The 13,491-nt window shown below is 75.3% G+C and carries 1 protein-coding gene; it reads right to left on the bottom strand.

The annotated features are described in order from the left end of the window. Positions 1–10 precede the first annotated feature (10 nt). Complete coding sequence (locus ACFVHO_RS06410) at positions 11–13,105, bottom strand: type I polyketide synthase (RefSeq protein ID WP_385710825.1); 13,095 nt, start codon at positions 13,103–13,105, stop codon at positions 11–13. Between the last annotated feature and the right edge of the window lie 386 nt (positions 13,106–13,491).

The following is a 13,491-nucleotide window of genomic DNA, read 5'->3' on the forward strand; positions in this document are numbered from 1 at the left end:
TCCGGCCGGTTCACGAGGTCTCAAGTTCGTTGTCGAGGTAGCCGAAGAGTTCGTCGTCGGTGGCCGAGTCGAAGCCGGCCTCCGCGTCGTCCTCGGCGTCATCGGCCCGGGCTTCGCTCCAGTTGGCGAGCAGGGCGCGCAGCCGCAGGTCCACCTTGGTGGCGGTCCCGTCGTCGGTGAGCGCGAGCAGCGCGCTCTCCAGTTGGTCGAGCTGGTCGAGTACGCCGGTCCCCGGGTCGGGCTCGTCGCTCGGGAGCAGCGTGAGCAGGTACCGGGTGATCGCGGCGGCCGACGGGTGGTCGAAGACGAAGGTCGAGGCGAGCCGCAGGCCGGTGGCCGCGGTCAGCCGGTTGCGCAGTTCCACCGAGGTCAGGGAGTCGAACCCGAGGTCGCCGAGCGCGCGGCCGGGGTCGACCTCGGTGCCGGGCGCGTGGCCGAGCACCGCTCCGACCTGTGTGCAGACCAGGTCGAGGACCGTCTGCTCGCGTTCCTCGGCGGGTCGGCCCGCGAGGGTGTCGGCGAACGTCGCGGCCGCGACGGGGGCCGTCGGCGTGGCGCGGCGGGCGGGGGCCCGGACCAGGCCCCGCAGCAGCGGGGGCAGGGTGCCGTCGGCCGCCTGTCCGCGCAGTGCGGCGGTGTCGAGGAGGACCGGCACGAGTGCCGCACGGTCGTCGTGCGTCGCGGCGTCGAACAGCGCGAGCGCGTCGTCGGTGGGCAGTTCGAGGACGCCGGAGCGGCCGAGCCGGGCCCGGTCGCCCTCGTCGAGGCCCGCGGTCATGCCGCTCGCGGCGGCCCACAGGCCCCACGCCACGGAGACGCCGGGCAGGCCGAGGGCGTGGCGGCGCCGCACGAGCGCGTCGAGCGCCGCGTTGGCGGCCGCGTAGCTGCCCTGGCCCGCGCTGCCGAGGACTCCGGCCGCCGAGGAGAACACGACGAACGCGGACAGGTCGGCGTCCCTGGTCAGCTCGTCCAGGTGCAGCAGGCCGTCGACCTTCGGGGCGAAGACGCGGTCGACGCGTTCGGGCGTCAGCGACTCCAGTACGCCGTCGTCGACGACGCCCGCGGTGTGCACGACCGCGCCGAGCGGCCGGTCCAGCGAGGCGAAGAGCTCCGCGACCGAGTCCCGGTCGGCCACGTCGCAGGCCGCCACGGACACCTCGGCGCCCAGCGCGGCCAGTTCGTCGCGCAGCTCCTCGGCGCCCTCGGTCGCCAGGCCCTTGCGGCCCGCGAGGACGAGGTTGCGGACGCCTCGTTCGGCGACGAGGTGCCGGGCCACGATCGCGCCGAGCGTGCCGAGGCCGCCGGTGACCAGGACCGGGCGGTCCGGGTCGATCGGTGCGGGCACGGTCAGCACGGCCTTGCCGGTGAGCCGGGATTCGGCGACGTGCCGGAACGCCTCGGGTGCGCGGCGGACGTCCCAGGCGCGCACCGGCAGGGAGGTCAGCACGCCCGCCTCGCAGAGCGCGAGGACGTCGGCGAGGATCTCCTGGCAGCGGTCGGGGTCCGGCTGCGGCCGGTCGAACGCGGCGTACTCGACGCCGGTCGGCAGGGCGTCGGGCTCGTGGCCGTCGGCCTTGCCCGGCTCGATGAACCACCCGCCTTCGGGCAGCAGTTCCAGGAGGGCGTCGGTGAACTCCCGTGCTGCCGGGGAGGTGTCCGCGTGCTCCCGCGCTTCCGGGGAGGCCGCCGCGGACTCCCGCACCAGCGCGTTCAGGACCACGTGCACGCCGCGCCCGCCGGTCTCCACGGCGAGCTTCGCAGCGAAGTCGGTGTCGTCCGACGACGCCAGGTGCGCGGCGGGCACACCCGCCGCCCGTACGACGTCCCACTCCTCGGGGCGCGCGGTCGCGAACACCTCCGCGCCCCAGTGCCGGGCGAGTTGCACGGCCGCCAGGCCGACGTCGCCCGCCGCCCCGTGGACGAGAACGGACTGGCCGCGGCGCAGGCCTGCCAGGTCGTGCAGGGCGTGGTACGCGGTGAGGAAGGCCAGCGGCACCGATGCGGCGTCCGCGAAGGACCAGCCTGCGGGCACCGGGGCGAGGAGCCTGTGATCGGTGACCGCGAGCGGTCCGAAGCCCTTGCCGGCCAGGCCGAGCACGTGGTCGCCCACGGTCAGGCCGGTCACCGCCGAGCCGACCTCGGTGACCACGCCCGCGACCTCGCTGCCCGGTTCGGCGGCGTCGGGGTGGGCGTCGAGGGCGATCAGCGCGTCGCGGAGGTTCAGTCCCGCCGCGCGGACGGCGACGCGTACCTCGCCGGGCGCGAGGGGCGCGGTGACGTCCGGGTGCGGCACCAGGGCGAGGCCGTCCAGGGAGCCGTGCTGCTGGACGCCGAGGTGCCACGGGCCGTCGGCGGGCGGGGTGAGCAGCCTGTCGGCGGTGGTGCGGGCGAGCCTGGGCACGGTCACCCGGCCTGCCCGTACGGCCAGTTGGGGCTCGTCGGAGGCCAGCGCGGCGGGCACGGCGAGGGCGGACTCGGCGGCGGCGTCGAGGTCGACGAGCGCGAACCGGCCGGGGTTCTCGGTCTGTGCCGACCGGACCAGGCCCCACACGGCGGCCTGCGCCGCGTCGGGCACGTCGGTGTCGACGGCGCCGCGGGTCACGAACACCAGGCGCGTGCCCGTGGTCCGCTCGTCGGCGAGCCAGGCCTGGGCCAGTGCGAGCGCCCAGGACACGGTGTCCCGCGCCGCCTTCCCGTCCGCGTCGGACGCTTGGGGGCAGTGGGCGAGCAGGTCGCTCACGCCGTCGAGGGCGGCGAAGTCGGAGACGGTGGGGGTGTCGGGGCCGAAGTCGGCCGCGTCCAGGCCGGGGCCGTCCGCCCCGAGGCCGTCCGCGGCGAGCACGGCGAGCCCGACCGGCCTCTGCCCGGTCGCGGGCAGCGGTGTCCACTCCACTTCGAGCAGTGTGTCGGAGGTCCGGGAGGCGGTCCCGCGGAGGTCCGCCGGTCGCATCACCAGTGACTCGACGGTCGCCACCGGCCGCCCGGCAGGGTCCGCGACGGACAGCGACATCTCGTCCCGGCCCTGCCCCGTGGGCGACCAGCGCACCCGCAGCGCCGAGGCGCCGACGGCGTGCAGCCGCACTCCCCTGAAGCTGAACGGCAGCCGGGGGCCCGCGCCGACCTCGTCGAGGGCACGCAGCACGGGCGCGTGCAGCGCGGCGTCGAGCAGGGCGGGGTGCACGCTGAAGCCGTCGCCGACGGTCCCGTCCGGCAGGGCCACCTCGACGTACACGTCACGGTCGAGGGTCCAGGCCGCGCGCAGCGCGCGGAACACGGGCCCGTAGCCGTAGCCGAGTTCGTCGAGGCGGTCGTAGATGCCGTCGACGTCCATCGGTGTCGCGCCCCGCGGCGGCCACGCCGCGAGGTCGGTCTCCTGCACGTCGCCCGTGGTGAGCATGCCGGTGGCGTGCTCGGTCCACGGCGCGTCCCGGTCGGCGTCGTCTGCCCGTGAGTGCACCCGGATGCTCCGCGTGCCGTCGTCCTGCGCGCCCACCGTGACGCGCAGGGCGAGGCCGCCGCGCTCGGGCAGGGCCATCGGGGCCTGCAGGGTCAGTTCGTCGACGGTGTCGAGGCCGCAGTGGCTCGCGGCGTGCAGGGCGAGGTCGAGGAAGCCGGTGCCGGGGAACAGCACCCGGCCGCCGACGCCGTGGTCGGCGAGCCACGGATGGGTCTTGGTGGAGAGCCTGCCGGTGAAGACGACGCCGTCGGAGTCGGGCAGCGCGATCGCGGCGCGCAGCAGCGGGTGGTCGCCCGCGGCGACACCGAGGGCCGCTGTCGCGCCGTCGCCCGCGGGGGCGACGGCGGCGGTCAGCCAGTAGCGGTCGTGCTGGAAGGCGTAGGTGGGCAGGCTGACTTGGCGGCCCGGGCCGCCAAGGGCGGCGCCGGCGTCCAGCTTCGCGCCGCGGACGTACAGGTGCGCGGCGGCGAGGGTGAGCGCGTCCGGTTCGGGCCGGTCGGAGCGCAGCGTCGGCACGAACACCGTGTCGGGGGCGCTGTCCTGGCCCATCGCGGCGAGCACGGTGCCGGGCCCGACCTCCACCATCGTCGTCACGCCCTGCGCGACAAGTGCCGTGACGCCGTCGGCGAACCGCACCGGCTGGCGCACGTGCCGCACCCAGTGGTCCGGCGAGGCCAGTTCCCCGGCGTCGACCGGCGCGCCGGTCAGCGTGGACACGATGGGCAGCGTGGGCGGATGGGCGGTGGCGCCCGCCACGACACGGCGGAACGCGGCCAGCATCGGCTCCATGAGCGGCGAGTGGAACGCGTGGCTGACGCGCAGCCTGGTCACCTTGCGGCCCTGTGCCTTGAGGCGGTCGGCGAGGTCGAGGACCTCGCGTTCGCTGCCGGACAGGACCAGGGAGTTCGGGCCGTTGATGGCGGCGATGCCGACGTGCTCGGAGAGCTCCGGCGCGATCTCGTCCTCGGCGGCCTGCACGGCGACCATGACGCCACCGGCGGGCAGTTCCTGCATGAGGGCGCCGCGGGCGGCGACGATCGCGCAGGCGTCGGCCAGCGAGAAGACCCCGGCGACATGGGCGGCGGTGAGTTCGCCGATGGAGTGGCCCGCGAGCGCGTCGGGCTGAAGGCCCCAGGACTCCCACAGCCGGTAGAGGGCCACCTCGACGGCGAACAGCGCGGGCTGGGCGTACTCGGTGCGGTCGAGCAGGGCCTGGTCGTCGCCGAGGACGACGTCGCGCAGCGGCACGGCGAGGTGCGGGTCGAGGTGGGCGAACGCCTCGTCGAGGGCGTCGGCGAACACGGGGTGCGCCGCGTACAGGCCGCTGCCCATGCCGATGCGCTGGGAACCCTGGCCGGAGAACAGCACGGCGAGCGTGCCGCCGTCGGGGGTGCCGCGCACCACGGCCGGGTCGTCGGCGCCGACGGTCAGCGCGTCGAGTCCGACGCGCAGTTCGGAGGTGTCGGTGCCGAGGACGACGGCGCGGTGGTCGAGCGCGGCGCGTCCGGTCGTGAGCGTCGTGGCGACGTCCACCGGGGACAGGCCGGGCCGCTCGTCGACGGTGGCGGCAAGGCGGGCCGCCTGGTCGCGCAGCGCGGCGGTGTCGCGGGCGGACAGCGCCCACGCCAGGGTCCGTCCTTCGGGCTCGGCGGTCGGGGTCGCGGGTGCGGACTCGGCCTGGACGTCGGCCTGTTCGAGGATGACGTGGCCGTTGGTGCCGCTGACGCCGAACGCGGACACGGCGGCACGCCTGGGCCGGTCGGCCTCGGGCCACGGCCGGTCGTCGGCGAGGAGTTCCACGGCGCCGGTCGTCCAGTCCACGTGCTGGGACGGGCGGTCCAGGTGCAGGGTGCGCGGCAGTACGCCGTGGCGCAGCGCCTGCACCATCTTGATGACGCCCGCGATGCCCGAGGCCGCCTGGGTGTGGCCGATGTTGGACTTCAGCGCGCCGAGGAGCAGCGGCCGGTCGGCGGGGCGTTCCTGGCCGTATGTGGCGAGGAGTGCCTGGGCCTCGATGGGGTCGCCGAGCCGGGTGCCGGTGCCGTGGCCCTCGACGGCGTCCACGTCCGCGGCGGACAGGCCCGCGTTGGCGAGCGCCGCGCGGATGACCTGCTGCTGTGCGGGCCCGTTGGGCGCGGAGAGGCCGTTGGAGGCGCCGTCCTGGTTGATGGCGGAGCCGCGGACGACGGCGAGCACTTCGTGGCCGTTGGCCTGGGCATCGGAGAGGCGTTCCAGCAGGATCAGGCCCGCGCCCTCGCCCCAGCCGACGCCGTCGGCGGCGTCGGCGAAGGGCTTGCACCGGCCGTCGGGGGCCAGGCCGCCCTGCAGGCTGAACTCGGCGAAGGGCATCGGCGTCACCATGATCGCGGTGCCGCCCGCCAGGGCCATCGAGCACTCCCCCGACCGCAGTGCCTGCACGGCGAGGTGCAGGGCGACCAGGGAGGACGAGCAGGCGGTGTCCACGGTGACGGCGGGGCCGCGCAGGCCAAGCGAGTAGGCGACGCGCCCGGAGACGACGCTCAGGGCGTCGCCGGTCAGGCGGTAGCCGTCCATCTCGGACGTGGCCTGCTCCATGCTGCCGGAGTAGCTCTGCGGCGAGGCGCCGACGAACACGCCGGTGAGGCTGTCGTGCACGGAGGACGGGTCGATGCCCGCCCGTTCGAAGGCCTCCCAGGCCAGTTCGAGCACCTGCCGCTGCTGCGGGTCCATCGCGAGGGCCTCGCGCGGGGCGATGCCGAAGAAGCCCGCGTCGAAGCCGCCCGCGTCGTCGAGGAAGGCGCCCTCCAGGGTGCGGCTGCGGCCCAGGGCCTCCGCGTCGGCCGGGTACAGCCGGTCGGTGTCCCAGCCCCGGTCGTCGGGGAACTCCCCGATGGCGTCGTGTCCGGCCATGACGAGCGACCAGAGGTCCTCGGGTCCGCGGACGCCGCCGGGGTAGCGGCAGCTCATCGCCACCACGGCGATCGGCTCGTCGGCGGCCCGGGTCGTGCTGGCCGGGGTCGGCGCGGCGGTCTGCTGCGCGCCGAGCACGACGGTGTGCAGTTCGGCGGCGAGAGCCGTGGGGGTCGGGTGGTCGAACACGACGGTCGCGGGCAGTCGTACGCCGGTCGCGGTGTTGAGGCGCTTGCGGAGTTCGATGGCGGTCAGGGAGTCGAAGCCCAGCTCGCGGAACGCGCGGTCGGGCGTGACGGTGTCGGGTCCTTCGTGGCCGAGCACCGCGGCGGCGTGGCCGCGGACCAGGTCGAGCAGGACTCGGCGCCGGTCGGCGTCGGTGAGCCCGGCGAGGCGGTCGGCGAGCGCGCCACCGGCGGCGGGCTGGTCCACGGCGTCCTGCTCGGCGAGCGCGACGACGTCGGGTATCTCGCTGATCAGGGGGCGGGAGCGGGCGGCCGTGAAGCCGGGGGCGAAGCGGGCCCAGTCGAAGTCCGCGACCGTGAGGGTGGTTTCGCCCGCGGCGAGGGCGGTGGCGAGCGCGCCGACCGCGAGCTCCGGCCGCATGGGGCGCAGGCCCCGGCGGCGCAGCTGGTCGTCCAGGTCGCCCGTGGCCATGCCGCCGCCCGCCCACATGCCCCAGGAGACCGAGGTGGCGGGCAGTCCGTCGGCGTGGCGGCGCTGCGCGAGGCCGTCGAGGAAGGCGTTGGCGGCGCCGTACGCCCCCAGTTCACCGCTGCCCCAGACCGCGGAGCCGGAGGAGAACAGCACGAACGCGTCCAACTCGCGTCCGGCGCACAGCTCGTCGAGGTGGACCGCGCCGACGGCCTTCGCGCCGACGGCGTGGGCGAGGTCCGAGGTGGTGGTGTCGGCGAGGGGCAACGACGGGACGGTGCCCGCCGCGTGGAAGACGGAGCGGACGGGGGTGCCGTCGGCGTCGAGCCGGGCGAACAGGTCGGCGAGGGCGGTGCGGTCGGCGGCGTCGCAGGCGGCGACGGTGGTCCGGGCGCCGAGCGCGGTCAGTTCGGCCGCCAGTTCCTGGGCGCCGGGGGCGTCCGGGCCGCTGCGGCTGGTCAGCACGATGTGTTCGGCGCCGCTGACCGCCAGCCAGCGGGCGACGTGCCCGCCGATGGCGCCGGTGCCGCCGGTGATCAGCGCGGTGCCGCTGGTGCGCCAGGCGGGTGCCGCCGCCGGTGCGGGGGCCGGTACCAGCCGTCGCACCGTCACGCCGGAGGCGCGGATGGCCAATTGGTCCTCGTCCGTCTGCCCGGCGAGGACGGCGGCGAGCCGGGTGCCGGTCCTGGCGTCGGGGGTCACGGGGAGGTCGACGAGACCGCCCCAGCGCTCCGGGTGCTCCAGGCCGACGGCGAGGCCGAGGCCCCACACCTGGCTCTGCGCCGGGTGGGTCAGCGGGTCGGAGCGCCCGACGGACACCGCGCCCGTCGTGGCCAGCCACAGCGGCGCGCCGATCCCGGCGTCGCCGAGCGCCCGGACCAGCGCCAGCGTGCCGGAGAGGCCGCCGGGGACGGTCGGCGCCGCGGCGTCGGGCTGTTCGTCGAGGGCGAGCAGGGACAGCACGCCACTGGGTACGACGTCCAGGGCGCTCAGCGACTCGGCCGAGCCGTCGACGTGCAGGACGTCGGCTCCGTGGGCACGCAGCGCGTCGGCGGCCGCCGTCCGCCACGGGTGCTCCGCCTCGGACGGCGGGCCGACCAGGAGCCAGGTCCCGGTCAGGGTGGGTGCGGTGGCGGTTGCGAGCGGGCGCCAGGTGATCCGGTGGCGCCACGAGTCGACGGCGGTCCGCTCCTGGCTGCGGCGCCGCCAGTCGGCGAGGCTGGGCAGGACGTCGGTCAGCGGCGCGTCGGCGGGCACGTCGAGCGTGGTGGCGAGGTCGCCGCGCTCCACGGCGGCCCAGAACTCCGCGAACGCGGGGTCGTCGCCGCCCGCCGCGGGGCGGGACGTCTCGTCGATCCAGAACCGCCTGCGCTGGAACGGGTACGTCGGCAGGTCCACGTGCCGCCCGGCGGGCACGACGGCATGCCAGTCGAAGGGCAGGCCCTCCACGTACGCCTCGGCGGCGGAGAGCAGGAACCGGTCGAGGTCGCCGGCGGTGCGGCGCAGGGTGCCGACGACGATGGCTTCGCCTCCGGTCGCGTCCACGGTCTCGCGCACGCCGATGGTGAGCACGGGGTGCGGGCTGCATTCGACGAACGCGCCGACGCCGTGGTCGAGGAGGCCGCGCGTGGCCTCCTCGAAGCGCACGGTGTGCCGCAGGTTCTGATACCAGTAGTCGGCGCCCACCTCGGTGCCGGTCAGCCACTCCCCGGTGACCGTGGACAGCATCGGCACACCCGCGACCTGGGGCTCCACCCCGGCCAGCACGCGCGCCAGCTCGTCCTCGATCCGCTCGACGTGCGGCGAGTGGGAGGCGTAGTCGACGGGGATCCGCCGGGCCCGCCTGCCGTCGGCCGTGCAGGCCTCGACCAGCTCGTCCAGCGCGTCGGCGTCACCCGCGACGACCACCGAACCGGGGCCGTTGACCGCGGCGACCGAAATCCGCCCGTCCCACGGCGCGATCCACTCACGGGCGTCCTCAAGCGTGGCGGCGAGCGACACCATGCCGCCCTGACCCGACAGCGCGAGGATGGCCTTGCTCCGCAGCGCGACAACCCTGGCAGCATCCGCGAGCGAGAGGGCGCCCGCGACGTGCGCGGCGGCGATCTCGCCCTGGCTGTGCCCCACGACCGCATCGGGTTCGACACCGTACGAACGCCACAGCGCCGCGAGCGACACCATCACCGAGAACAGCGCGGGCTGCACCACGTCGACGCGCTCCAGCGCGTCCGCGTCGTCGAGCACATCCCACAACGGCCAGTCCACGTACGGCGCGAGGGCCTCGGCGCACGCCTCCATCGAGGCACGGAACACCGGCGACGACTCCGCCAACCGCGCACCCATCCCCAGCCACTGCGAACCCTGGCCGGGGAACACGAACGCCACCTTCCCCGCGGTCCGCGCGACGCCGATCGCCACCCGGGCGGACTCGGCCCCCTGGGCCACCGCCGTCAGCGCGTCGGCGCCGCCCGCCACCACCACGGCCCGGTGCTCGAAGACCGAGCGGGACAGCAGACCGGCCGCCATGTCGGCGGGTGTCAACTGCTCCACGACAGCGGCGAGTCGGGCGGCGTGGGCGCGCAGGGCGTCCTCCGAGCGCGCGGAGAACACCAGCGGCACGGACGCGGACGACGGCTCCGGGTCGGCCGGAACCTCGTCGGGTGCCTGTTCGAGGACGGCGTGGGCGTTGGTGCCGCTGATGCCGAACGAGGACACACCGGCCCGCCGGGGGCGCTCGACCTCCGGCCACGGCATGGCCTCGGTGACGAGCGACACCGCGCCCGTCGTCCAGTCCACGTGCGGGGTGGGCTCGGTGATGTGCAGGCTCTTGGGCAGCTCGCCGTGCTGCAGCGCGAGCACCATCTTGATCAGACCCGCGACGCCGGACGCGGCCTGTGTGTGGCCGATGTTCGACTTCACCGAGCCGAGCAGCAGCGGCCGGTCGGCCGGGTGCTCCTGGCCGTAGGTGGCGAGCAGCGCGTCCGCCTCGATCGGGTCGCCCAGCTTCGTGCCGGTGCCGTGCGCCTCGACGGCGTCGACCTCGGCGGCGGACACGCCCGCGTCGGCGAGGGCCTGTCGGATCACGCGGCGCTGTGCGGGGCCGCTGGGGGCGGTGAGGCCGTTGGACGCGCCGTCCTGGTTGATGGCGGTGCCCTTGACCAGCGCGAGCACGGGGTGTCCGTTGCGCCGCGCGTCGGAGAGCCGCTCGAGGAGCACCATCGTGGCGCCCTCGGCGAGGCCGAAGCCGTCCGCGCTCGCCGAGAACGCCTTGCTGCGGCCGTCGGGGGCCAGCGCGCGCTGGCGGCTGAACTCCACGAACATGCCCGGCGACGGCATGACCGTGACGCCGCCCGCGAGCGCGACGGTGCACTCGCCGCGGCGCAGCGACTGCACGGCCAGGTGCAGGGCGGCCAGCGACGACGAGCACGCCGTGTCGACGGTGACGGCGGGTCCCGAGAAGCCGAACGTGTAGGAGAGCCTGCCGGACGCGACGCTCGCCGTGTTGCCGGTGAGGAGGTAGCCCTCCAGGTCCGCGGGCGCCTCGTGCAGTCGCGGCCCGTAGTCCATCGTCATGGCGCCCACGAACACGCCCGCGCGGCTGCCCCGCAGCCCCGCCGGGTCGATGCCCGCGCGCTCGATCGCCTCCCAGGAGATCTCCAGGAGCAGCCGCTGCTGCGGGTCCATGGCGAGGGCCTCGCGCGGTGATATGCCGAAGAACTCCGGGTCGAACTCGGTCGCCTCGTGCAGGAATCCGGCTTCGCGCTGGTAGTAGCCGCCCGCCCGCTCGGCGTCCTCGTCGTAGCGTCCGTCCAGGTCCCAGCCGCGGTCGGCGGGGAACGCGGTGATGCCGTCGCCGCCCGCGGACAGCAGTTCCCACAGGTCCTCGGGGCTGTGTACGCCGCCGGGCAGGCGGCAGCTCATCGCGACGACGGCGATCGGCTCGTTGTCGCCGCCCGTCAGGGGGGCCGGCGCCTCGTCGTCGTCGGTGGGCGCGCCGAGCAGGACCCGGTCGATGTGCGTGGCGAGGCCTCGGCACGTGGGGTTGTCGAACACCGCGGACACGGGCAGCTTCAGGCCGGTGGCGGCGTTCAGGAGGTTGCGCAGGGTCACCGCGCCCGCCGAGTCGACGCCCAGCTCCAGGAGCGGAGCGTCCACGTCGGCGGAGAGCACGGTGTCCGCTCCGGCGACGGCGGCGACCTGCGCGCGGACCAGGTCGAGGAGGAGTTCGTGGCGGTCGGGGGCGGCCGCGAGCCGGTCGGCGAGGGACGGGGCGGGGGCGGCGGCGGGCGCGGCGTCCAGCGGGTAGGCGGGCAGCGGCACGGCGCGGGCGTCCCGGCCCACGAACACCGCGTCCCAGTCGGGGAGTACGCCGTGCGCGTGCACCGTGGCCAGTGCGGCGGTCAGGTGGTCGGCGCTGCCCGGGCCCCGGCGCAGCGTCCCGAGGACGACGGCGTCCACGGCGGCGTCCTCGGCGGTCTCCTGCACGGCCCGGGTGAGCACGGGGTGCGGGCTCGACTCGACGAGCAGGCGGTGGCCCGCGGCCAGTGCGGCGCGGGTGGCGCCCTCGAAGTCGGCGGTGTGGCGCACGTTGCGGCACCAGTGGTCCGCGGTGAGCGTGAGCGGGTCGACCCGCTCGCCCGTGGTGCCCAGGTAGATCGGCACGTCCGTCGGGCGGGGCTCGATCGGGGCGAGGTCGGCGCGCAGCCCGTCGAGGACCGCGTCGACCTGGCGGCCGTGCGCCGCGATGCGGATGTCGATGGCCCTGGCCTTGATGCCGTCCGCGGCCAGTTCGGCGAGGAGTGCGTCGGCCTCGTCCTCGACGCCGGAGACCAGGACCGAGCCGGGGGCGTGCACGGCGGCGAGGTCGAGTCCGTCGTAGCGGGTCAGCCGTTCGCGTACCTCGTCGGCGGACGCGAGGACGGACAGCATCACGCCGCCTTCGAGCAGGTGCACCTGCGCCTGGCCGAACAGGGCCACGGCCCGCGCGCCGTCCTCGACGGACAGGGCGCCCGCGACCGTCGCTGCCGGGAGCTCGCCGGCGCTGGAGCCGATCACGGCGTCGGGCACCACGCCCCAGGACCGCCACAGGGCGGCCAGGGACACCATCATCGCCCAGAGTGCGGGCTGCCCCACGTCCGGCCGGTCGAGCGACGGCGTGTCCGTGTGGCCGCGCAGTACGTCCATGACGGGCCAGTCCACGTGCGGCGTGAGGGCGTCCGCGCAGGCCCGCAGGTGCTCGGCGAACACCGGCAAGCGGTCCATCAACTCGTCGGCCATGCCCGGCCATTGGGGCCCGTGCCCGGGGAACACGAACGCGATGCCGTCCGCCGCGGCCGGTGCGGGCCCGCCGGTCGCGAGTCCCGGCACCGGTAATCCGCCCTCACTGAAGGCGAGCAGTTCCCCGGCGAGCCGCGCCCGGTCGCCGCCGACGAACACGGCGCGTTCGGCGAGCGCGGGGCGGGTGGTGGCGAGGGACAGGGCGACGTCGGCGAGCGGCAGGTCCGGCTCGGTGTCGAGCAGGGTGCGCAGGTCGGCGGCGCGGGCCCGCAGGGCGTCCTGGCTGTGGGCCGACAGCGTCAGCGGGACGGCGGGTCCTTCGGCGGCGGCGCGGCCGGGCGCGGGACGGCCCGCGCTCAGGGCGGACTCGACAAGAGCGAGAACGTTGTCAGGCAACTCGTCGTCGGTGCCGAGCCGGTAGGCGAAGGCCGCGGCCCGGGCGTGGTCGCCCCGCGCGAGCACGGCGTGGGCACCGTCCGAGCCGACGAGGGCCAGGGCACACTCGCCGGAACGCACGGCGGCGAGGGCCTCGGCGAGGGGGTCGGGCCCGGTGCGGCGCGGGCCGCGCAGACCGAGTGTGTCCGCTAACTCGCCCGGGTCGCCCGCGTCCGCGCCCTCGGCGGCCAGGAAAACGCCGATGCCCGCCCGGTCGTCGCCGACGCCCGCGTCCTCACAGGCCGTCCACGCCGACGCCACGGCGGCGGTCCGGTCCGCCGACAGCATCACACCGGTCAACTCGGCCCACACACCGGGATCCGGCTCGGTCCGCACCGGTGCCGCAGGCGCGACTCCGATGACGGCGACAGTGCCGATGTCCACTCGTGCCATTTCGCACATGGCAGCCCCTGCCCTCGTCAATCGTCCACTAAAGAACACGCACTTGATTGGCCCGAATTGACGTCGATCACTTCTCAGCCAATCGGTCCCGACAACTGGCGCAAGTCAAGACCAGCGCTCCAGAAATTGTCAACTGACGTCTATTTCAAGTCGGTCGACGTCTATTTCCGGTCTCAACCATCGCCGGTCGCGTTTGGCGTATGCGCGTATCGCGCCCGCGCGAGGAATACACACAACCGACACGCGGGCGCCAGTCGGCACGCCCTGACTCACGAAATTTACGGGGCGGACCTCAGGAATTCATCGGGGCCGTTGCCCTTTGAGGCAACGAAAACCCCAGCTCACACCACCTGACGCGTCCGGGAGGGCACGTGCGG

The sequence above is a fragment of the Streptomyces sp. NPDC127108 genome (genome assembly GCF_042677545.1).
Taxonomy (GTDB): domain Bacteria; phylum Actinomycetota; class Actinomycetes; order Streptomycetales; family Streptomycetaceae; genus Streptomyces.